Here is a 21,623-nt window from a genome sequence, read left to right as displayed (position 1 = left end):
CATGTGGGGCTGGATCTGGGCGGGGCTCGTCGTCGCGACCCTCGTGGGCGCTTTCTTCCTCGGACGCCACCTGTGGCGCACCGGTGTGCGTGCCCTGCGCGAGGCGTCCCGCGCCGGGGAGGTGCTCGGGTCCGCCGCCGACCGCATCTCCGCCGCCGTCGCCGAGGCGGAGGCGCACCGCGTCGACACGTCGCCCACGCTCTTCGACGACCCGGTCGTGCTGCGCGAGCGCGTGGCCGAGCGCCGCCGCCTCACGGCCGAGCGGGCCGCGGCACGCCGCGAGCGCCGGGCCGCGACGTGGCGCCGGTGGCAGGACGAGAGCTGGCTCGCCGCCCGCACCGCCGACAAGGCCGCGCACGCCGACCTGAGGTCCCGCACCCGGGCGCGGAGGCGCTAGCCCCGGCCACGGGGGCTACGCTCGCCGGCGTCCCCGGCGTCCCCGGCGTCGGACATCGACCGGGCGGCCGGGACGGCCCGCGCGGCCCAGGCCGACTGGGCGGGGCGACCCGCCGAGGAGCGGGCCGCCGTGCTGCGGCGGGCGGCCGTGCTGGACGAGGCGGGCCTGCCGGCCGGGGTGCTCGGGGTCGGCGCCCCGGGCACCGGCGCCCGGTTCGGCGGCCACGACGCCGACGTGGAGGCCCTCACCGAGACGCAGTGGGTGACGGTGCAGCCCCGGGTGCAGGGCTCTCCGTTCTGACCGGATCCGCCGGTCGGAGCGCCGATCGGGCCGTGTCGTCACCCGAACGTCACCTCCGCGACCCCGGGGACCCACTAGGGTTGACCCCGACACACCCCCGCTCACGGGCGGACGAGAACGAGGAGCCACTCTCATGGGCATGCTCAAGCCCTGGCACATCATCGTGCTGGTGGTCGTGATCCTGCTGCTGTTCGGGGCGCGCAGGCTCCCTGACCTGGCGCGCAGCGTCGGCCAGTCGCTGAAGATCTTCAAGAAGGAGGTCAAGGACCTCACGGACGACGGCAAGCTCAACGACTCGAACGAGCCGCCGGCCGACACCACGTCGCCGTCCACCGGCACCGCGTCCTCCTCGACGACGTCGTCGACCGCGACGAGCACGGGCGACGGCGAGCAGATCCCGGGTCTCATCGACCCGAAGCAGCCGCGGGCGTAGTCGGTGCCCGGAGACACCCGGGACCCTGAGGGGCGCATGCCCCTGCGCGAGCACCTGCTGGAGCTGCGCAAGCGGCTCTTCCTCGCCGCGTGCGGCCTCGTCGTGGGTGCGGCCGCCGGATGGGTCCTGTACGAACCGCTGCTCGCCGCGCTCCAGGCGCCCCTGAAGGTCGCCGCGCTCGAGCAGGGCAAGACGATCGCGCTCAACTTCACGGGCATGGCGTCGGCGCTCGACATGAAGATCAAGGTCTCGCTCTTCCTCGGCGTCATCGTGACGTGCCCGTGGTGGCTCTACCAGCTGTGGGCCTTCGTGACCCCGGGGCTGACGAGGCGGGAGAAGGGGTACGCCTACGGGTTCCTCGGTGCCGCGGTGCCTCTCTTCCTCGGCGGCGCCGCGCTCGCCTGGTGGGTGCTCCCGCACGCCGTGGACATCCTCGCGGGTTTCGTCCCCGACGGGGCGGTGAACTTCACCGACGCGCAGGGGTACCTCAGTTTCGTCATGCGCCTCGTGCTGGCGTTCGGCATCGCGTTCGTGTCGCCCGTGTTCCTCGTCGGCCTGAACATGGCCGGCGTGCTGCGGCACGAGGTCCTCGCCAAGGGCTGGCGGTGGGCGGTGCTCGTCGCGTTCGTGTTCGCGGCCGTGATGACGCCGACGCCCGACGCGCTGACGATGATCTTCGTGGCCCTGCCGATCTGCGTGCTGTACTTCGGCGCCCTCGGGCTGTGCGTGCTGCACGACCGGCGCGTCGACAAGCGCAGGGTCGCCCCCACTGTCTGAGCGGGACCGGTCGCGGCGAGGTCCGGCCGGGGCGAGCCGTCCGCTGCGCCTCGGCGTGGTCGTGAACCCCACCGCGGGCAAGGGGCGGGCCGCGTACGCCGGCGAGGGCGTGCTCGCCGGGCTTCGCCGGGCCGGGCACGACGTCGTCGACCTGTCCGGCCCGCACGCGGACGCCGCGCTCGCGCGGGCGCGCGCCGCCGTGGACGCGCCCGGCAGGCCCGTCGACGCGCTCGTCGTCGTGGGCGGCGACGGGATGGTGCACCTCGGGGCGCAGGCCGTCGCAGGGACCGAGGTCCCGCTCGGGATCGTGCCCGTGGGCACCGGCAACGACTTCGCGGCCACGCTCGGGCTGCCCGTGCGCGACCCCGCGGCGGCGGGCGCCGCACTCTGCCGGGCACTGGACGCCGGCCCCGCCGGACGTCGCCCCGTCGACGCGGCGCTCGTCACCGGCCCCGGCCTCGCCCCGGGCACCGGCGCCGGCCCCCGCTGGGTGGCCGGCGCCGTCTCGGCCGGGCTCGACGCCGCGGTGAACGCGCGCGCCAACCTGCTGCGGCACCCGCGCGGCAGCGCCCGGTACACCGTGGCCGCGGCGCTCGAGCTGGTGCGCTACCGGCCCTGGTCGTACCGGCTCACCTTCGACGGCGCCGTGGACCGGGTGACGACCGGTGCAGCGGCGACCGACGCCGCGGCGACCGACGCCGGTACCGGGCTGCGGCTGCGGCCCGGCCCGGCCGGCACCGCGACGTGGACGGGCCGTGCGGCGCTCGTCACCGCGGCCAACGGCCCGCAGATCGGCGGCGGCATCCGCGTCGCCCCGTCGGCGTCCCTCGACGACGGCCTGCTGGACGTGCTGGTCGCCACCGACCTGTCGAGGGCGGGCGCCCTCGCCGTCTTCCCGAGCATGTTCACCGGCGGCCACGTGCGCCGCCGCAAGGTGCACGTCGTGCGGGCGCGCGCCGTGACGATCGAGCCCGGGCCGGAGGCCTGGGTCGCGGGCGAGCGACCCCTGCCGGTCGCGCACGCGGACGGCGAGCGCCTCGGGGCCCTGCCGCTGCGCGTCGAGGTGCGGGCCCGCGCACTGCAGGTCCTGGTCGAGCCCCGCTGACGCGTGTGCCGAGCTGTGTGCCGAGCTGTCGGGCACAGGCGTCGCCGGAGTGCCCCGTGCGTCGGACAGCACCCGGCCCGGGACGCGGCCGGCACCGCAGGACGAGGGGTCGGTTCCGGCGCCTAGGCTGACGGTATGACCGCCCACCCCCGCCCCGACGCCGGCCAGGACGTCCTCAGCCCGGCCGAGCGGTACGCCGCCTCCCGGTCCCGCAGCGCCCGCGACAAGGCCGACGCCGAGGGTGAGCTGCGACTGTTCCGTCAGGTGGTCGGGTTCGAGCTCGACCCGTTCCAGGTGGACGCCTGCGTCGCGCTCGAGGAGGGCCGCGGCGTCCTGGTCGCCGCCCCCACGGGCGCGGGCAAGACGGTCGTGGGGGAGTTCGCCGTCCACCTCGCGCTCGCGCGCGGCGGCAAGGCGTTCTACACGACGCCGATCAAGGCGCTGAGCAACCAGAAGTACACCGACCTGGTCGCCCGGCACGGGGTCGCGAACGTCGGCCTGCTCACCGGGGACACGTCCATCAACGCTGGCGCGCCCGTGGTCGTCATGACCACCGAGGTGCTGCGCAACATGCTCTACGCGGGGTCGTCCGCCCTCGACGGGCTGGCGTACGTCGTCATGGACGAGGTGCACTACCTCGCCGACCGGTTCCGCGGCCCGGTGTGGGAGGAGGTCATCATCCACCTGCCCGACCACGTGCAGCTCGTGTCCCTGTCCGCGACGGTGTCGAACGCGGAGGAGTTCGGCGACTGGCTCGCCACCGTCCGCGGCGACACGGCCGTGGTGGTCAGCGAGCGCCGGCCGGTGCCGCTGTGGCAGCACGTGGTCGTCTCGGCCCCCGAGCCGCGCGGCGTGCCGCGCCTCATGGACCTGTACGCGGGGCACGTCGACCCGACGGACCCGGGCACGAACCCGCCGATCAACCCCGACCTGCAGGCGATGTTCCGCGTCGCGGCGCGGGCGGAGTCCTCGCACGGCCGGCACGGGCACCGGGGCCGGGGCGACCGCGGCTACCGGGGTCGCGGCGGCAACCGGCCGGGCGCCGGCGGGCCGGTGGCGCACCGCCGCACGCCGCCGCGGTTCGCCGTCGTGGACTCCCTCGACGCGGACGCCCTGCTGCCCGCGATCTACTTCATCTTCTCCCGCGCCGGGTGCGACGGGGCGGTGCAGCAGTGCCTGCGCGCCGGCCTGCGGCTGACGAACGGGGAGGAGGAGGCGCAGATCCGGCGGGTGGTGGAGGAGCGCACCGCCACGATCCCCACCGAGGACCTCGACGTGCTCGGGTACTGGTCGTGGGCCGAGTCCCTGTCGCGCGGGATCGCTGCGCACCACGCGGGCATGCTGCCGGTGTTCAAGGAGACCGTGGAGGAGCTGTTCTCCCGCGGCCTGGTGAAGGTCGTCTTCGCCACCGAGACGCTGGCGCTGGGCATCAACATGCCCGCCCGCTCGGTGGTGCTGGAGAAGCTGGTGAAGTGGGACGGCACCGCCCACCAGCCGGTGACGCCGGGGGAGTACACCCAGCTCACCGGCCGCGCCGGCCGGCGCGGGATCGACATCGAGGGGCACGCCGTCGTCGTCGACCACACGGGCCTGGACCCGGTGGCCCTGGCAGGGCTCGCGTCCAAGCGGCTGTACCCGCTGCGCTCCAGCTTCCGGCCCACGTACAACATGGCGGTCAACCTGGTGGGCCAGGTGGGTCGCGAGCGGGCCCGCGACGTGCTGGAGACGAGCTTCGCGCAGTTCCAGGCCGACCGCGGCGTGGTGGGACTGGCGAAGCAGGCGCAGGCGCACGCGGAAGCGATGGAGGGGTACGCCGAGGCGATGGCGTGCGACCGGGGCGACTTCGCCGAGTACATGGGCCTGCGGCGGGCCATCAAGGACCGGGAGAAGGAGCTGTCGCGCGCGGTGTCCGGGGCCCGGCGGGCCGACGCGGTCGCGTCGTTCGAGAAGCTGCGGCGCGGGGACGTCGTCGAGGTGCCGTCGGGGCGGCGGCGCGGGTACGTCGTCATCCTGGACCCGGGCCGCGACGACCGCGGCTTCGACGGGCCGCGGCCGACCGTGCTCACCCAGGAGAAGCAGGTCAAGAAGCTCACCCTCGCGGACGCGCCGGGCGGCGTGCAGGTGGTGACGACCGTGCGCATCCCGAAGGGGTTCAACCCGCGCCGCCCCGACCAGCGGCGCGACCTGGCCTCGAGCCTGCGCAACGCGCTCGGGGCGTTCTCGGGCGACGGCGGGACCGGCCGGCACCCGGGCGCCCGGCGCGGCGCGTCGGCGGGCGGGCACCAGGACGGTCGCACGGGCGGGCACCGGGGCGGGCACGGCGGGCGGCGCTCGGACGCGGCGTCCGACGCCGAGCTGCAGCGCCTGCGCGACGCGCTGCGCGCGCACCCGTGCCACGGCTGCCCGGAGCGCGACGACCACGCCCGCTGGGCGGAGCGGTGGGAGCGGCTGCGCGCCGAGCACGAGCAGCTGGTGCGCCGGGTCGAGGGGCGCACCGGGTCGATCGCGCGCACGTTCGACCGCACCTGCGACGTCCTCGAGCGGCTCGGCTACCTGGCACGCGCCGACGACGCCACCTCGACACCCCCCGACGGCGGGACGCCGGGCACCCTGGCGGTCACGGACGACGGGCGGTGGCTGGGTCGCCTGTACGCGGAGGACGACCTGCTGCTCGCGGAGTGCCTGCGCCGCGGGATCTGGGACGACCTGGACGCGCCCGGCCTGGCGGCGGCGGTGTCGACGGTCGTGTACTCGGGGCGCCGTGAGGAGGCGTCCGAGCCGTTCGTGCCGGGCGGGCCGCACGGGCGGCTCGCCCGCGCTCTGGACGCCACCACGCGGGCCTGGTCCGAGGTCACCGACCTCGAGGCGGCGCACCGCCTGGAGGCGACGGGCCCCCTGGACCTGGGCCTGGTGGCACCGGTGCACCGGTGGGCGTCGGGGAAGAACCTCGACGCGGTGCTGCGCGGCACGGACGTGGCGGCGGGGGACTTCGTGCGCTGGTGCAAGCAGGTGCTCGACGTGCTGGACCAGCTGGCCAAGGCGGCTCCGCGTCCCGCCTTGCGGGCCACGGCTCGCAAGGCGCAGACCGCCGTGCTGCGCGGCGTCGTCGCCTACTCCAGCGTGTGACGGGCGGCGGTCGCGCGCGTCGCCGGGTGCGGGGCCAGGTGTGAGGCCAGGTGTGAGGAATCCGTGCGGCAGGTGTGGGGGTGCGGTGGGCAGCGGTGCCATAGAGTGCAGGCCGTGACGTCCACCCTGTATCGCAACGGAGTCGTCCACTCGCCCGCGGACCCGTTCGCCGAGGCCCTGCTCGTCGACGACGGCGTCGTGACCTGGCTCGGCGCGGAGGACACCGCCGCCGGGCTCGCGGCCCGCGCCGACCGCGTCATCGACCTGGACGGCGCGCTTGTGGCGCCCGGGTTCGTCGACGCGCACGTCCACCTGCTGGAGACCGGCCTCGCGGCCGAGTCGGTCGACCTCACCGCGTCGGGCGGGGCGACGTCGCTCGCGGCGGCGCTCGACGCCCTCGCCCGCGGCGCTCGCGAGCTCGACGCCGCGGACCCGGGCGGCGAGGAGGTGCTGCTCGCGTTCGGGTGGGACGAGCAGACCTGGCCGGAGCGGCGCGCCCCCACGGCGGACGAGCTCGACGCGGCCTGCGGCGGGCGGCGCGTGTACGCGGCGCGGGTCGACGGTCACTCCGCCGTCGTGTCCGGGTCCTTCGCCCGCGCGGTGGGCATCGACCGCACGCCCGGCTGGGAGGCGTCGGGGATGGTGACGTCGGACGCCCACCACGCGGCGGCGGCCGCGGTCCGCCAGGTCTCGCCCGCGCGCCGGACGCGCGCCTACCGGCGCGCCCTCGCCGACGCCGCCGCCCGCGGCATCGTGGGCGTGCACGAGATGAGCGAGCCCACCATGGACACCCGCGAGGGCCTGGCCGAGCTGGTCGGGCTCACCGCGGACCCGGCGGGCGGGCTGCCGCACGTCGTCGCCTACCGGGGCGAGCTGTGCGCGACGGCGGACGACGCGCGGCAGATGCTCGCCGAGCTGCCGTTCCTCACCGGCATCGCCGGCGACCTGTGCGCGGACGGGTCGATCGGCTCCCGCACCGCGGCGCTGCGCCACCCCTACAGCGACCTGCTCGCCGCACCGGGCGGCGCCGAGCCCACGGGCCGCCTCTTCCTCACGGGCGAGGACATCGCCGCGCACCTGGCCGCCTGCTCGACCGCCGGCACCCAGGGCGGGTTCCACGTCATCGGCGACCGCGCCATGGACGAGGTGGTGCGCGGGCTGGAGCTCGCCGCCACCGAGCACGGCACGAGCCTGCTGCGCTCGGGCCACCACCGCCTCGAGCACGCCCTGTTCGTGGACGCGTCCGCCCTGGCCGCGCTGCTGCTGTACGGGGTGGCGCTGTCCGTGCAGCCCGCGTTCGACGCCGCCTGGGGCGGCAGCCTCGGCATGTACGCGGCCCGGCTCGGGCCGGGGCGCGCGTCGACCCTGTCCCCGTTCGCCGACCTCGCCGGGGCGGGCGTGCCGCTCGCGTTCGGCTCAGACACCCCGGTGACGCCGCTCGACCCGTGGCAGGCGGTGCGCGCCACCCTCACCCACGAGGACACCATGCAGCGCATCTCCGCGCGGGCCGCGTTCCGCGCCCACACCCGCGGCGGGTGGCGGCTCGCCGGGATGGACCACACCGGCGCGGGCGAGCTGCGCGTCGGCGCGCCCGCGCACCTGGCCGTCTGGCGTGCGGACACCCTGTCCGTCCAGGCCCCCGGGGACCGCCTGTCGGCGTGGAACCCGGAGGCGCGCGCCGGCCAGCCGCTGCTGCCCGACCTGTCGGAGGGCGAGCCCGACCCCGTGTGCCTGCAGACCGTGCGCGACGGCGTCGTCCTGCACGACACCTTCGACTGACCCGGCAGTCCCATGCCCTCGAGGAAGCGACCCGGCGCGGCGACCACCCGGCTCCCGCGACGGATCGCCTGCTCGACGGGCTCCCGGCAGCCCGGCCGCGGCGCCGGGTCACGTACCCTGCGGGGGTGTTGCACGTGAGCCCGGGCCCGGTCGAGGAGCCCTCCGACGGGTCAGCCGCCCCCGGCGTCGACGACAGCCATCACGTCACCCGTGACGTCAGCCGTGACGAGGGTTCCACCCCGCGCCGGACGTCGCCCGCCGACCGGTGGGCGAGCCGTCCCGCGACCCTGCTGCTCGGCGTCGCGGCCGGGGCCGCGCTGTGGGCCTCGTTCCCGGACGTCGGGGCGTGGCCGCTGGCGTTCGTCGGCGTCGCCCTGCTGTTCGCCGCGCTGCGCCGCGACGGGCGCCGGGCCGCCGGCTGGAACTTCCTCGTCGGCCTCGTCGCCGGGCTGACGTTCTGGCTGCCGCACATCTGGTGGGCGAACTTCGCCACGGAAACCGTGCCGTGGGTGGCGCTGTCCGTGCTGGAGACGCTGTTCCTCGCCGCGTTCGGGTCGCTGTGGACGTGGGCGCGCCGCTGGGGCTGGGTGCGGCGGCACGCCGGCGCCCAGGCCGCCGTGTTCGCCGTCGTGTTCGTCGCGGTGGAGCAGTGGCGCTCCGAGATCCCGTTCGGCGGGTTCCCCTGGGGCCGCCTCGCGTGGGCGATGGCGGGCGCGCCGACCGGACGCGCCGCCTGGCTCGGCGGCACCACGCTGGTGTCCCTGCTGGTGGCCGCGGCGGGCGTGCTGCTCGCGCTCGCCGTCGGGCGCCTGCTGCGCACGCCGTGGCGCGACGCCCGACGCCGGGCGCGCTCGGCCGCGAGCGCCGCCGTGCTCGTCCTGGCCGCGGCCGTCCTGGTGACCGCGCCGCTGCTGCTGCCCCTGGCGCACGACCCGGGCACGCGCGAGGTGACGGACGCGGAGGACCCGGGCCGCGCGGGGACGGTGGTGGACGCGGGCACGGGCACCGCGGAGGCGGGCGTGCTGCGCGCCGGGGCGGTGCAGGGCAACGTGTCGGAGCCGGGGGAGGGGTCGTTCGCGAACCGGGCGGAGGTGCTGAACAACCACCTGGAGGGCACGTACGCGATCGCGGACGAGCAGGCGTCCGGCGCGTTCGGCGACCAGCCGGGCGACGCGGTCGACGTGGTGCTGTGGCCGGAGAACGGCTCGGACCTGGACCCGCAGACGACGCCGGAGGTGGGCGTGGCGATCGACGACGCGGCGCAGGCGGTGGGCGCGCCGATCCTCGTGGGCGCCCAGGAGTGGCCGGACACGGGCGGGCGGTACAACGTGGCCCTGCTGTGGGAGCCGGCGAAGGGCGTGACCCAGCGGTACGCGAAGCAGCACCCGGCGCCGTTCGGTGAGTACATCCCGATCCGCTCCTTCGTGCGGCTGTTCAGCGCCCAGGTGGACCGGGTGACGACGGACATGATCCCCGGCACCGAGCCCGCGGTGGTCGACCTGCCGGTGGACGGCGCGGCGATCGGGCGCGGCACCGGGCCGACGACGGTGCCGATGGCGACGGTGATCTGCTTCGAGGTGGCGTACGACGAGATCATCCGCGACGCCGTGCGGCGGGGCGCGCAGGTGCTGGTGGTGCCGACGAACAACGCGTCGTTCGGGTACACGGCGGAGTCGACGCAGCAGCTCGCGATGACGCGGCTGCAGGCGATCACGACGGGCCGGGCGGCGGTGCAGGTCTCGACGGTGGGCGTGAGCGGCGTCGTCGCCCCGGACGGGACCCTGGTGGCGCGCACGCAGCTCTTCACGGCCGACCACTGGGTGGCGGACCTGCCGCTGCGCACGGAGCTGACTCCGGCCTTGCGGGCCGGCTACTGGCCCGGCTGGGGGGTCGGCGCGGCGGCGGTCGTGCTCGTCGTCGGCGGGATCGTGTCCGCGGTGCGCGCCCGGCGGCGCTGACACCCGCCGAGCAGGCACGACGGGGACGACGAAGGGCGGGCACCCGGTGGGGTGCCCGCCCTTCGTGCGGTCTGAGCGTGTCGCGTGTCAGGCGCTGCGGCGCAGCTTGCCGGCGCGCAGCAGCTCGAGGCGCTCGTCGAGGAGCTCCTCCAGCTCGGCGACGGTGCGGCGCTCGAGCAGCATGTCCCAGTGGGTGCGCTGCGGCTTGCCGGGCTTCACCTCGGGGCGCTCGGCGTCGCGCAGGAGCGCCTCCTCGCCGCACCGGCACTCCCACACCGGCGGCACCTCGGCCTCGGTGGAGAAGGGCAGGATGATGGTGTGGCCGTTGGGGCAGTCGTAGTGCGCCTGGAACCGGGGGGCGAAGTCGACGCCCTCGTCGGACTCCATGCTCTTGCTGCCGATGCTCATGCCGCGCAGGGACCGGTCGGGCATGTCGTCCTCCTGGAGGTCGGTGGGAAGGGGCCTGAGGTTCCAACGCGGCCCTGCCGGGGGTTGTTCCGGCGGTCCGTGAAGGTCCCGTGAAGCACGGTCCACACCGGAGCCACCGACCGGGAGAGCGGTCGGGCACAGTGGCGGGACGTGACGGTTGCACCCAGGCTGGCCAGTCGGCGCGCCGTGCGCAACTCGAGACCGCCCTGCGGGCACCCTTTGTGCGCGACGTCACCCGCCGGCCCGCGTGAGGGCCGGGAACAGCCGGGAACAACCGGGAGTGGTGCACGGTTCACCGCCATGTACATGCAAACGCATGAACCTGGGCCTCACGTCAGAGCCCAGCAGCAAGAGACCACGAACAGGGAGCGCAGCCGTGCAGTTCGGAATCTTCTCCGTCAGCGACGTCACCACCGACCCCACGACGGGCCACACCCCGGACGACACCGAGCGGGTGCGCAACATGCTCACCATCGCGCGGCACGCCGACGAGGCGGGCCTGGACGTCTTCGCCACGGGCGAGCACCACAACCCGCCGTTCGTGGCGTCGTCCCCCACGACGATGCTGGGCTACCTGGCCGGCGTCACGAAGCACATCACCCTGTCGACGGCGACCACGCTCATCACGACCAACGACCCGGTGCGCCTCGCCGAGGAGTACGCGATGCTCCAGGTCATCTCCGACGGGCGCATGGACCTCATGATGGGCCGCGGCAACACCGGCCCCGTGTACCCGTGGTTCGGGCAGGACATCCGCCAGGGCATCCCGCTCGCGATCGAGAACTACGCGCTGCTGCGCCGGCTGTGGACCGAGGACGTCGTGGACTGGGAGGGCAAGTTCCGCACCGCGCTGCAGGGCTTCACGTCCACGCCGCGCCCGCTGGACGGCGTGCCGCCGTTCGTGTGGCACGGCTCCATCCGCAGCCCCGAGATCGCCGAGCAGGCCGCGTTCTACGGCGACGGCTTCCTGCACAACAACATCTTCTGGCCCATGCACCACACCCGGCAGATGGTGCGGTTCTACCGGCAGCGCTTCGAGCACTACGGTCACGGGCGCGCGGACCAGGCGATCGTCGGCCTCGGCGGCCAGGTGTTCATGCGCAAGCGGTCGCAGGACGCGTGGAACGAGTTCCGGCCCTACTTCGACGAGGCGCCCGTGTACGGGCACGGCCCGTCGATGGAGGACTTCACGCGCGAGACGCCGCTGACGGTCGGCTCGCCGCAGCAGGTCATCGACCGGTACGCGTCGTTCGTCGACGAGGTGGGCTACTACCAGCGCCAGCTGTTCCTCGTGGACCACGCGGGCCTGCCGCTGAAGTCCGTGCTCGAGCAGATCGACCTGCTCGGCGAGGAGGTCGTGCCCGAGCTGCGCAAGATCGTCGAGGCCAAGCGCCCCGCGGACGACGTCCCGCTGAACCCGCCGACGCACGCCGAGCGCGTCGCCGCCGCCCGCGCCGCGGGCGAGGCGGGCGCCACCCACGTCGGCGACACCGCCGACCCGTACACCGGTACCGTTGCCGAGGGCACCCAGCCCGCCGCATCGCAGGAGGCACGCGCATGACCATGTCCTCGGGGCCCTCGGGCATCCACCCCACCCGCACCCTCGCCGTCGTGTCGGCGGGACTGTCCCAGCCCTCGTCGACGCGCCTGCTGGCCGACCGGCTCGCGGACGCCACCGTGCGGGAGCTGGAGGACGCCGGCCACACCGTGCGGGTGGAGACGATCGAGCTGCGCGACCTCGCGCACGCCGTCGTCGACGCGATGCTCACCCGGTTCCCGACCGGCGACCTGGCCCGGGCGCTGGAGACCGTGACGGGCGCGGACGGGCTCATCGCGGTCTCGCCCGTGTTCACGACGAGCTACTCGGGGCTGTTCAAGTCGTTCTGGGACGTCGTCGACCCCGACTCGGTGACCGGCATGCCGGTCCTGCTCGGGGCGACCGGCGGCACCGCCCGCCACTCCCTGGCGCTGGAGTACACGATGCGGCCGCTGTTCACGTACCTGCGCGCCGACGTCGTGCCGACCAGCGTGTTCGCCGCCACCGACGACTGGGCCGCGAGCGCCGACGACCCGGGCGCCGGCCTGCCGAGGCGGATCGCCCGCGCCGGGCGCGACCTGGCGCAGCGGGTGGCGCGCCGCGAGAACGACGGCCCGGTCGACCCGTTCGCCGCGACGCCGAGCTTCACGGAGCTCCTCGGCGGCAGCTGACACGACCCGGCGCGCACGGGCCCGGCCCGGGGTGCGGACGCCGTCGAAGGACGGCGTGACCACGCCCTAGGCTGGGCCCATGCGCGTTCTCGTCTCCGGCGGCGCCGGGTACATCGGCTCCCACACCGTCCTGTCCCTCGTCGCCTCCGGGCACGACGTCGTCGTGGTGGACGACTTCTCCAACAGCAAGCCCACGGTGATGGGCCGTCTGGAGTCCCTGTCCGGGGCGCACGTGCCGGTGCACGCGATCGACCTCACCGACGCGGAGAAGACCGACCGGCTGTTCGCGCACGAGAGGTTCGACGCCGTCGTGCACTTCGCCGGCTTCAAGGCCGTGGGCGAGTCGGTGGCCAAGCCGCTGGAGTACTACCGCAACAACCTCGACTCGACGCTGTCGCTGCTGGAGGCGATGCGCCGCCACGACGTGCCGCGCCTGGTGTTCTCCTCCTCGGCCACCGTGTACGGGGAGAAGGCGCCCGTGCCCTACCGCGAGGACTACGAGTACCTGTCGTCGTCGTCCCCGTACGGGCAGACGAAGGTGATGATCGAGCGCATCGCGGCCGACGCGGCGGTCGCGGTCGGCGGGCTCAAGGTCGCCTTGCTGCGCTACTTCAACCCGGTGGGCGCGCACCCGTCGGGCCGGATCGGGGAGGACCCGCAGGGGATCCCGAACAACCTCATGCCGTTCCTGGCGCAGGTCGCCGTCGGCAAGCGGGACAAGCTCGTGGTGTTCGGCGACGACTACCCGACCGCGGACGGCACGTGCGAGCGCGACTACCTGCACGTCGAGGACCTCGCCGCCGGGCACGTGGCCGCGCTGAACCACCTGGACGCGATGGCCGAGCCCGTGCGCGCCTTCAACCTCGGCACGGGCACCGGCACGTCCGTGCTGCAGATGCTGCACGCGTTCGAGCGGGCCGTGGGCCGCGAGCTGCCCTACGAGGTCGGGCCGCGCCGCGCGGGCGACCTCGCGGCTTTCTGGGCCGACCCCACGCGCGCGCAGACCGAGCTCGGCTGGCGCGCCGTCAAGACGATCGACGACATGTGCGCCGACACCTGGCGCTGGCAGTCCGAGAACCCGCAGGGCTACCCCGGCGCCTGAGCGTCCCGGGGAAGTCCCCGGCCTTGCGGCGGCCACGCCGCCGCGCCACGATGACCTCATGCAGGCCCCGACCCCCGACGACGCGAGGCAGCGCCCCCACCCGCGGTGGGACCCGGGCGCCCGCTACCGGCCGTCCGTGCTCGCCGGCCTGCCGTCCCTGAAGCCCGCGCCCTCCGCGCCGGCGCCCGCCACGAGCCGCCTCGCGGGGCGGCTGCGCCGCGGCCCCGCCACCCGCACGGCGGTGTTCGACCGCGACCTGTGGCACCCCGTGCAGCACGTGACCACGGGGCTGGTGCGCGTCGTCGGGCGCGCGCTCGGCCGCTGAGCGCGGCGGCGTGTCACGACGCGAGCTCGTCGTGCTCGGCACCGCGAGCATGGTGCCCACGCGCACCCGCAACCACAACGGGTACGTGCTGTTCTTCGACGACGCGGCGATCCTGTTCGACCCGGGGGAGGGCACGCAGCGACAGATGACGCTCGCGGGGGTGTCCGCCACCGACCTCACCCGCATCGCGATCACCCACCTGCACGGCGACCACTCCCTCGGCCTCGCGGGCGTCGTGCAGCGCCTGTCGGGGGACCAGGTGCGCCACACCGTGCCGATCTCGTTCGCCGCCTCCGGCGAGCCCTGGGTGCGCCACCTGCTCGACGCCAGCGCCTACGACCACCACGAGCGGGTCGCGCTGCAGCCCGTGGCCTTCCCCGTCGCGTCGCCCGGTCCGTCGCCCGGTCGGTCGCCCGGTCCGTCGCCCGTGGTGACGCTGCCCCGCGTGGACGGCGAGCGCGGCGCCGGCAGTGACACGAACGGCGCGCCGGTCCTCACCGCGCGGCCGCTGGACCACCGCGTCGACGCCGTCGGCTACCGCCTCGACGAGCCGGACGGGGTGTCCCTGGACCCGGCGGCGCTCGCGGCCGCGGGCGTCCCCGCCGGCCCGGCGGTGGGGCGGCTGCTGCGCGACGGCGTCCTCGTCCTCGACGACGGCCGCACCGTGCGCCGCGACGCCGTCTCCGTGGCGCGGCCCGGGCAGTCGGTCGCGTTCGTCATGGACACCCGCCTGTGCGACGCCGTCCTCGAGCTCGCCGACGGCGTCGACCTGCTCGTCGTCGAGTCGACGTTCCTGCACCGCGACGCCGAGCTGGCCGCCCGGTGGGCGCACCTCACGTGCCGGCAGGCCGCGATCGTCGCCGCGCGCGCCGGCGTGCGCCACCTCGTGCTCACGCACTTCTCCCAGCGCTACCGCGTGCCCGACGAGCTGCCCGACGAGTTCGAGCGCGAGGCCCGCGAGGTGTTCGACGGCGGCCTCACCGTCGCGGCAGACCTCGACCGGGTGCCCGTGCCGCCGCGCACCCGGCCTCGGTAGGCTCGCGGGATGCCTCCTGAGCCCCCGCCCCGTACGGGGCGCCTGCGCGTGGCGGACGGGAACGAGCTGTACTACGAGGCCGTGGGAGACCCCGACGGCCCGGCCGTGCTCTGGCTGCACGGCGGGCCCGGGAGCGGCGCCGGGACCGGCCACCGCCGCCGCATCGACCCGGCACGGCAGCAGGCGATCACGTTCGACCAGCGCGGCTGCGGCCGCAGCCGCCCGCTGGTCACCGAACGCCTCGACCTGCTGGACGAGAACACGACGGCCGCGCAGATCGAGGACGTCGAGGCCCTGCGCCGCCACCTGGGCGTCGACCGCTGGCTGGTGACCGGCGCGTCCTGGGGCAGCACCCTGGCGCTGGCGTACGCGCAGGCGTATCCCGAGCGCGTCACGGGGCTGGCCCTGTTCGCCGTCGTGACCACGTCGACGTCGGAGGTGGAGTGGGTCACCGAGGACATGGGGCGCGTGTTCCCGGAGGAGTGGGAGGTCTTCGCCGCGGCCGTGGACCGCGCGCCGGGCGAGCGCGTCGTGGACGCCTACGCCCGGGCGCTGCGCGACCCCGATGCGCGCGTGCGGGCGCGCGCCGCGGCGGCCTGGGGTCGCTGGGAGGACGTGCATGTCTCCCTCGGGCCCGGCTGGCGGTCGGACCCGCGCTGGCACACCTCCCCGTCCCGCGACGTGCTGGCCACCCTCGTCACCCACTACTGGTCGCACTCGGGCTTCGGCGGCGACGAGATCCTCGGGCGGATGGACCGCCTCCACGGCGTCCCGGGCGTTCTCGTCCACGGCCGCAGGGACGTCTCGAGCCCCGCCCGCACCGCCTGGGAGCTGCGCCGCGCGTGGCCCGGCAGCGAGCTGGTCGTCCTCGACGAGGGCCACGGCGGCCCGGAGTCGGTCGCTGCGCTCGAGCGGGCGATCGCCGCCCTCGCCCGCTGAGCGTGCCGCCTCGCGGCGCGACCGACCCTCCTGCGCGTGTCAGAGGACGGCGGCGACGTCCACGTGGTCGAGGGAGTGCGCCTCGGCCACGCCCGCGTTGGTGACGCGACCGTCGTGCACGTTGAGGCCGCGGGCCAGCGCCGGGTCGCGGCGCAGGGCCTCGCGCCAGCCGTGGTCCGCGAGCGCCACGGCGTACGGCAGCGTCACGTTCGTCAGCGCGTACGTGGAGGTGCGGGGCACGGCGCCGGGCATGTTCGCCACGCAGTAGAAGACCGTGTCGTGCACGGGGAACGTGGGGTCGGCGTGCGTCGTGGGGCGGGAGTCCTCGAAGCAGCCGCCCTGGTCGATCGCGATGTCCACGAGGACGGCGCCCGGCCGCATGCGCGCCACGACGTCGTTCGCCACCAGCACGGGCGCCTTGGCGCCGGGGACCAGGACGGCCCCGACCACCAGGTCGGCCTCGAGCACCGCCTCGGTGAGGGTGAGCCGGTTCGAGGCGAGGGTCTGCACGCGGCCGCCGAACTCCCGGTCGGCGGCCTTGAGTGCGTCGGCGCTCGTGTCCAGGAGGGTGACGCGGGCGCCCAGCCCGACGGCGATCCGGGCGGCGTTCATGCCCGAGACGCCCGCCCCGATGACCACCACGTGCCCGGCGGGTACGCCGGGCACGCCGCCGAGCAGGACCCCGCGACCGCCCGCGGCGCGCAGCAGGGTGGCGGCCCCGACCTGCGGCGCGAGCCGTCCCGCGACCTCCGACATGGGGGCCAGCAGCGGGAGCCGCCCGTCGGGGGTCTGCACCGTCTCGTACGCGACGGCGGTCACGTCGCGGGCCAGCAGCTCCTCGGTGAGCGCCTTGTCGGCCGCGAGGTGCAGGTAGGTGAACAGCACCAGCCCCGGCCGCAGCCGGTGGTACTCCTGCTCGACCGGCTCCTTGACCTTGAGCACCGTCTCGGCGCCGGCCCACACCTCGTCCGCGTCGGCGACGAGCTCCGCCCCGGCGGCGCGGTACTCGTCGTCGGTGATCGCGGACCCCGCCCCGGCGCCCGCCTCCACGGCGACGTCGTGCCCGCGGGCGACGAGCTCGTGCACGCCGGCCGGCGTGATCGCCACCCGGTACTCGTGGTTCTTGACTTCCTTCGGGACGCCGATGCGCATGGGTGAGTCCGCCTTCGTGGCTCGGCGCCGGCCCCGACTCGTGGCCGGGGACGGCGGGTGCGTGGCGCGGGGCATGTGACCTCGCTCACGTCCCAGTCTGACGGGCCGATTCGGTACTACGCCACGAATCCGCACATCCTTCGGTAGATTGCCAGGATGTCGACACGACGCCCGGCTCAGCCCGTGCCACGTCAGCCCCGCGCGAAGGATGTTCGATCCGGGGAGCGGCGGGGGCAGGACGTCCGCACGCAGGAGGTCCGGCCCGCGCGCCCCCGGCCGGACCCGTCGTGGGGGCTGGAACGGCGAGGGCCCGCTCCCGCACGGCTGGACGACGTCGACCAGCGGATCCTCGCGGCGCTCGCCGACGACGCGCGGCTGCCGAACAACGCGCTCGCGGCGCGGGCGGGGATCGCGCCGTCCACCTGCCTGGCGCGGGTGCGGCAGCTGCGCGAGCGCGGCGTGATCCGCGGCTTCCACGCGGACGTCGACCCGGCGCGGACGGGGCACCCCCTGCAGGCGATGATCGCGGTGCAGATGCGCGGCGCGGCCCGCACCCGCCTCAGCGGCTACCTGCAGCGCCTCGCCGAGCTGCCCGGCGTGCTGAACGTCTTCCTGCTGGGCGGGGCGCACGACTTCTTCGTGCACGTGGCCGCGGCGGACTCCGACGCCCTGAACGAGTTCGTCATCGAGCACCTGTCGACCGACCCGGACGTGGCGCTCACCGAGACCAACCTCATCTTCCAGCACGCGCGGGCGAGCTGGTACTGACCGGTACTGACTGGTAACGGCCGGTACCGACCGTCAGCGGGTCGCGGACAACCAGCGCTGCAGCTCGACGGCGAGCGCGACGGGTGCGTCGAGCTGCACCAGGTGCCCGGCGCCCGGGAGCAGCCGCACGTCGGCGTCCGGGAGCGCCTCCGCAAGCCGCCGCGCGCGGTCCGGCGGGATCCACGCGTCCTCCTCGCCCCACAGCACGCGCACCGGGACGTCGAGGTCGCCGAGCAGCGGCTCGAGCTCGGCGGTGTACCGCTCGTCGGCCTGGGCGATCTGCCGGTAGAACGCGGCCTGCCCTGCCTCGCCCGTCCACGGGGCGACGAGCGCGGCCAGGTGCTCCTCACGCAGCGGCCGGTGCGCGGCCGTGCGCACGTACGCCTCCAGCGCGCCCCGGTGCACGGCCGCGGGCGTGGCCGCGAAGACGTCGGCGTGCTCGCGCACCAGGGCGAAGTACGGCGAGCCCCACGGGCGCAGCGCCACCACGTCCACGAGGCACAGGGACGCGTACCGGGCGCCGTGCAGGACCGCGGCGCGCAGGCTCACCGCGCCCCCGAAGTCGTGCGCGACGACGTGCGGCAGCGGCGGCGTGCCGCCGTCGCCCTCGCCGTCGGGCCCGGTGGGTCCGGTGGGTCCGGTCGTGGCCCAGGCGGGCCGCCAGTGCTCCAGCAGGTCGGCGAACAGCTCGCCCTGCGTCCCGAGGTCGACGTCGTGCGCGGGGTCCTTCGACGACGCCCCGTAGCCCGGCATGTCCCACAGGTGCACGGTGAACCCGCCGGCCAGGGCGCGGGCGTACGGCTCCCACAGCCACGACGACCACGGCGTGCCGTGGCAGAACACCAGCGGCGGGCCGGAGCCGAACGCCGTCCACGCGACCTCGCGGCCCCGCCAGGCGAACCGCCGGTCCAGCAGGGGCGCCGTCTCCGGCGCGTCCCGGGCCGGGGTGTCGGTCATCCCGCGAGGCTAGGCGGCGGGGCCGACAGCCGCGTCCGTGCGGTCGTCCGTCAGGTCGAGGGTGCGGAACACGCTGCACGGGTCGGGGGAGTACGAGCCGAACGGGCCGCAGGGCACGAACCCGTGCCGCGCGTACAGGCGCCGCGCGGCCGCGAAGTACTCCTGCGGCCCCGTCTCCAGGCTCACGGAGGCGTACCGGCGCTCGCGGGCCAGGGCGACCAGCCGGTCCAGGACGGCGCCCGCCACGCCGCGTCCGCGCGCGGGGCCCGCCGTGCGCATCGACTTCACCTCGCCCTGCCCGGCGGACGCCGCGGTGGTGGGCCGCAGCTCGCTGAGGGCGCCGCAGCCGAGCAGCGTCCCGTCGTCGTCGCGCGCCGTCAGGAAGGTCACGGCCGGGGCGAGCAGCGCCGTGAGGTCGAGGGCGTGCACCGACTCGGCGGGCGACGTGGCGTACATGTCGGCGAGGTGCTCGGCCAGCAGGGCGCGCACGTCGGCGGCGGCCGGGGACTCCGGGGCGATGATCACCCCGGCATCCTCGCGCCCCGGTGTTTCGCGCACGTGTCACGCACCCGAGCCACTCGTTCGACGGCTCGTGTCCAGCACTTCGAGGACCCGCGCCCGCGCGGGGCCGGACGAGGTCGGCTCCACGCGGGCGGGCTGCTGGTCGCGCTGTTCGTCAGCGCGCTCGGCACCGACTTCCTGCGCGGATCCGCGATGGCCAAGGTCGTCGGCATCGGCAGCGACCTCGGCGCGCTCGCCCTGTTCGGGGCGCTCGGGCACGTGCTGTGGCTGCTCGCCGCCTGACCTAGGCCGGGCGACCCGCGCCGGGCACGGTCGGCCCGGTCAGGGCGTGTGCACGGTGGGGTCGTCGCGCAGCACGTCCAGCAGCAGCGCCAGGATCGCGTCGGGCCGCTCCAGCACCGGCAGGTGACCCGCCCACGCCAGCAGGGACAACTCGGCCCCCGGCACCGACGCCGCCACGTGCTGCGCGCACGCCCGCAGCGCGTCCATGTCGTGCGCCCCCTCGACGACGAACGTCGGCACGCGGATGCCGGCGAGGTCCACCTCGACGCCCTCCGGGCCGGGCTCGGGCAGTCCGGCGGCGCTCGCGGCCGCGTCGGCGGCGAGCTGCACCTCGAACGCGCGGCGCTGCATGACGGCGAGCGCCTGCGCGGCGGTGTCGTCCGCGTCCGGGCCGAGCCACGTCGTGACGTTGAGCCGCACCGCGCCGTCGACGTCGCCGGCGGCCAGGAGGCGGGCCTCCTCGGCGTCGAACGCGTCGGACGTCTCCGTGTCGGGCACGCCGGGGGCGGCGGGGCACAGCAGCACGAGCTCCCGCACCCGCTCGGGGTGCGCGGTCGTGAGCTCGAGCGCGACCTTCCCGCCGAACGAGGACCCGACGACGGCGGCGTCGGCGACTCCGAGCTGGTCGAGCAGCGCGGCGACGTCGCCCGCATTCGTGTACGGGCCGCCGCCGGTGGGCAGCGGGGAGTCGCCGTAGCCGCGCAGGTCGGGCCGCACCACGCGGAACCGGTGCGCCAGGGCGGGGGCGACGGCGTCCCACATGCGGCGGTCGGCCACCCCGGCGTGCAGGAGGACGACGGCGGGGGCGCCGGCGTCGCCGGCGACGTCGTGGGCCAGGGACGGCAGCGGGCGCGGGGAGTCCCCGACGGTGTCGTTCACGGGGCCATTCTTGCAGGCGGTCGCCCTGCTCCACCCCGGGTGGTCCGGGTCCCCGACCGACCCGCCCTGCCGGTCGACCGCGCGTGACCGCGCCGCGTGGGCTTGACTGAGCAGGTGAAGCACCTCGGGTTCCTGTCCTTCGGCCACTGGACGCCGCACCCGCAGTCCGCCACCCGCTCGGCGTCCGACGCCCTGCTGCAGTCGATCGACCTCGCCGTCGCGGCGGAGGAGCTCGGCGCCGACGGTGCGTACTTCCGCGTGCACCACTTCGCGCGCCAGCTCGCGTCCCCGTTCCCGCTGCTCGCCGCCGTCGGCGCGCGCACGAGCCGCATCGAGATCGGCACCGCCGTCATCGACATGCGCTACGAGAACCCCCTGTACCTCGCGGAGGACGCCGGCGCCGCGGACCTCATCGCCGGCGGCCGCCTGCAGCTCGGCATCAGCCGCGGGTCGCCCGAGCAGGTGATCGACGGGTTCCGCCACTTCGGGCACGAGCCGCGGGCGGGGGAGTCCGACGCCGACATGGCCCGCCGGCACACCGCCCGCTTCCTCGAGGTGCTCGACGGCGACGGCTTCGCCGAGCCGAACCCGCGCCCCATGTTCCCCAACCCGCCCGGGCTGCTGCGCGTCGAGCCCCACTCCGAGGGCCTGCGCGAGCGCATCTGGTGGGGCGCCGGCACCCGCGCCACCGCGGAGTGGACCGCCGCGCAGGGCATGAACCTCATGAGCTCCACCCTCCTGTCCGAGGACACGGGCGTCCCGTTCCACCGCCTGCAGGCGGAGCAGATCCAGCGCTTCCGCGACGCCTGGGCGGACGCCGGCCACGGGTGGGAGCCGCGCGTGTCCGTGTCGCGCAGCATCTTCCCGATCACCGACGACCGCGACCGCGCCTACTTCGGCCTGGAGACCGCCAGCACCGACCAGGTCGGCGTCCTCGAGGGCGTCCGCGCCCGCTTCGGCAAGACCTACGCCGGCGAGGTCGACGACGTCGTCGCCGACCTCGCCGAGGACGAGGCCGTCGCCGCGGCCGACACCCTCCTGCTCACCGTGCCCAACCAGCTCGGCGTCGAGTACAACGCGCACCTCGTCGAGAACGTCGTCCGGCACGTCGCGCCGGCCCTCGGCTGGCGCTGAGCGCACTCACCGCCT

General features: G+C 75.6%; 22 protein-coding genes. 17 read left to right on the top strand and 5 right to left on the bottom strand.

Annotation, left to right across the window (positions count from 1 at the left end):
* Position 1: 1 nt before the first annotated feature.
* The 8 genes from ACFCZN_RS11190 to lnt all read left to right on the top strand — a co-directional run bounded on the left by ACFCZN_RS11190 (position 2) and on the right by lnt (position 9,875).
* Positions 2-397: a hypothetical protein gene (locus ACFCZN_RS11190; protein ID WP_429763481.1), complete on the top strand. Its 396-nt coding sequence runs from the start codon at positions 2-4 to the stop codon at positions 395-397.
* Between the two features lie 129 nt (positions 398-526).
* On the top strand, positions 527-697 hold the full coding sequence (locus ACFCZN_RS11185; protein WP_430556815.1) for a hypothetical protein: 171 nt from the start codon (positions 527-529) through the stop codon (positions 695-697).
* Positions 698-830: 133 nt separating this feature from the next.
* Positions 831-1,130, top strand: coding sequence for a Sec-independent protein translocase subunit TatA (tatA, locus tag ACFCZN_RS11180; RefSeq protein WP_429763483.1), 300 nt, complete (start codon positions 831-833; stop codon positions 1,128-1,130).
* Positions 1,131-1,166: 36 nt separating this feature from the next.
* On the top strand, positions 1,167-1,907 hold the full coding sequence (tatC, locus tag ACFCZN_RS11175) for a twin-arginine translocase subunit TatC (RefSeq protein ID WP_429763484.1): 741 nt from the start codon (positions 1,167-1,169) through the stop codon (positions 1,905-1,907).
* Positions 1,908-1,968: 61 nt separating this feature from the next.
* Entirely contained in the window at positions 1,969-3,012 is a 1,044-nt protein-coding gene (locus ACFCZN_RS11170) for a diacylglycerol/lipid kinase family protein (protein WP_430556814.1), read from the top strand.
* 135 nt (positions 3,013-3,147) lie between these two features.
* Entirely contained in the window at positions 3,148-6,138 is a 2,991-nt protein-coding gene (locus tag ACFCZN_RS11165; protein ID WP_430556813.1) for a DEAD/DEAH box helicase, read from the top strand.
* A gap of 114 nt (positions 6,139-6,252) precedes the next feature.
* Complete coding sequence (locus tag ACFCZN_RS11160; protein ID WP_430556812.1) at positions 6,253-7,917, top strand: amidohydrolase; 1,665 nt, start codon at positions 6,253-6,255, stop codon at positions 7,915-7,917.
* A gap of 125 nt (positions 7,918-8,042) precedes the next feature.
* Complete coding sequence (lnt, locus tag ACFCZN_RS11155) at positions 8,043-9,875, top strand: apolipoprotein N-acyltransferase (RefSeq protein ID WP_430556811.1); 1,833 nt, start codon at positions 8,043-8,045, stop codon at positions 9,873-9,875.
* Between the two features lie 87 nt (positions 9,876-9,962).
* Here lnt and ACFCZN_RS11150 read toward each other — a convergent pair whose 3' ends face one another.
* Positions 9,963-10,307, bottom strand: a complete 345-nt coding sequence (locus ACFCZN_RS11150) for an RNA polymerase-binding protein RbpA (RefSeq protein ID WP_079575180.1) — start codon at positions 10,305-10,307, stop codon at positions 9,963-9,965.
* A 373-nt stretch (positions 10,308-10,680) separates the two neighbouring features.
* On the opposite strand from ACFCZN_RS11150, the gene ACFCZN_RS11145 reads away from it, so the two are divergent.
* The 6 genes from ACFCZN_RS11145 to ACFCZN_RS11120 all read left to right on the top strand — a co-directional run bounded on the left by ACFCZN_RS11145 (position 10,681) and on the right by ACFCZN_RS11120 (position 15,914).
* The gene (locus tag ACFCZN_RS11145) at positions 10,681-11,865 is read left to right on the top strand and encodes an LLM class flavin-dependent oxidoreductase (protein WP_429763489.1); all 1,185 of its coding nucleotides are present in this window, start codon (positions 10,681-10,683) and stop codon (positions 11,863-11,865) included.
* On the top strand, positions 11,862-12,512 hold the full coding sequence (locus ACFCZN_RS11140) for an FMN reductase (RefSeq protein WP_429763491.1): 651 nt from the start codon (positions 11,862-11,864) through the stop codon (positions 12,510-12,512). Before ACFCZN_RS11145 ends, ACFCZN_RS11140 begins: the two co-directional genes overlap by 4 nt.
* Positions 12,513-12,591: 79 nt before the next feature.
* On the top strand, positions 12,592-13,614 hold the full coding sequence (gene galE, locus ACFCZN_RS11135; RefSeq protein WP_430556810.1) for a UDP-glucose 4-epimerase GalE: 1,023 nt from the start codon (positions 12,592-12,594) through the stop codon (positions 13,612-13,614).
* Positions 13,615-13,672: 58 nt separating this feature from the next.
* Positions 13,673-13,939, top strand: a complete 267-nt coding sequence (locus ACFCZN_RS11130; protein WP_430556809.1) for a hypothetical protein — start codon at positions 13,673-13,675, stop codon at positions 13,937-13,939.
* A gap of 10 nt (positions 13,940-13,949) precedes the next feature.
* Positions 13,950-14,975: a ribonuclease Z gene (locus ACFCZN_RS11125; RefSeq protein ID WP_430556808.1), complete on the top strand. Its 1,026-nt coding sequence runs from the start codon at positions 13,950-13,952 to the stop codon at positions 14,973-14,975.
* A 9-nt stretch (positions 14,976-14,984) separates the two neighbouring features.
* Complete coding sequence (locus ACFCZN_RS11120) at positions 14,985-15,914, top strand: alpha/beta fold hydrolase (protein ID WP_430556807.1); 930 nt, start codon at positions 14,985-14,987, stop codon at positions 15,912-15,914.
* Between the two features lie 39 nt (positions 15,915-15,953).
* Here the strand turns inward: ACFCZN_RS11120 and ald are convergent, their stop codons facing one another.
* Positions 15,954-17,066, bottom strand: coding sequence for an alanine dehydrogenase (ald, locus tag ACFCZN_RS11115; RefSeq protein ID WP_429763496.1), 1,113 nt, complete (start codon positions 17,064-17,066; stop codon positions 15,954-15,956).
* A 156-nt stretch (positions 17,067-17,222) separates the two neighbouring features.
* Between ald and ACFCZN_RS11110 the strand changes: the two genes are divergently transcribed.
* Complete coding sequence (locus tag ACFCZN_RS11110) at positions 17,223-17,834, top strand: Lrp/AsnC family transcriptional regulator (protein ID WP_430556806.1); 612 nt, start codon at positions 17,223-17,225, stop codon at positions 17,832-17,834.
* 33 nt (positions 17,835-17,867) lie between these two features.
* Here ACFCZN_RS11110 and ACFCZN_RS11105 read toward each other — a convergent pair whose 3' ends face one another.
* Both ACFCZN_RS11105 and ACFCZN_RS11100 read right to left on the bottom strand, forming a co-directional pair.
* The gene (locus tag ACFCZN_RS11105; RefSeq protein ID WP_430556805.1) at positions 17,868-18,791 is read right to left on the bottom strand and encodes an alpha/beta fold hydrolase; all 924 of its coding nucleotides are present in this window, start codon (positions 18,789-18,791) and stop codon (positions 17,868-17,870) included.
* 9 nt (positions 18,792-18,800) lie between these two features.
* On the bottom strand, positions 18,801-19,316 hold the full coding sequence (locus ACFCZN_RS11100) for a GNAT family N-acetyltransferase (protein WP_430556804.1): 516 nt from the start codon (positions 19,314-19,316) through the stop codon (positions 18,801-18,803).
* 33 nt (positions 19,317-19,349) lie between these two features.
* On the opposite strand from ACFCZN_RS11100, the gene ACFCZN_RS11095 reads away from it, so the two are divergent.
* Positions 19,350-19,595: a hypothetical protein gene (locus tag ACFCZN_RS11095; RefSeq protein ID WP_430556803.1), complete on the top strand. Its 246-nt coding sequence runs from the start codon at positions 19,350-19,352 to the stop codon at positions 19,593-19,595.
* 39 nt (positions 19,596-19,634) lie between these two features.
* On the opposite strand, the gene ACFCZN_RS11090 is transcribed toward ACFCZN_RS11095, so the two are convergent.
* On the bottom strand, positions 19,635-20,474 hold the full coding sequence (locus tag ACFCZN_RS11090) for an alpha/beta fold hydrolase (RefSeq protein WP_429763503.1): 840 nt from the start codon (positions 20,472-20,474) through the stop codon (positions 19,635-19,637).
* 114 nt (positions 20,475-20,588) lie between these two features.
* Here ACFCZN_RS11090 and ACFCZN_RS11085 point away from each other — a divergent pair, with 114 nt between their 5' ends.
* On the top strand, positions 20,589-21,608 hold the full coding sequence (locus tag ACFCZN_RS11085; protein WP_429763505.1) for an LLM class flavin-dependent oxidoreductase: 1,020 nt from the start codon (positions 20,589-20,591) through the stop codon (positions 21,606-21,608).
* The last annotated feature ends 15 nt before the right edge of the window (positions 21,609-21,623 follow it).

Origin of the sequence: Isoptericola sp. NPDC056134, from assembly GCF_042264825.1 — a bacterium.
GTDB lineage: Bacteria > Actinomycetota > Actinomycetes > Actinomycetales > Cellulomonadaceae > Isoptericola > Isoptericola nanjingensis.
The sequence above is the reverse complement of the archived record's forward strand: the minus strand, read 5'-3'. Positions and strand labels throughout refer to the sequence as shown.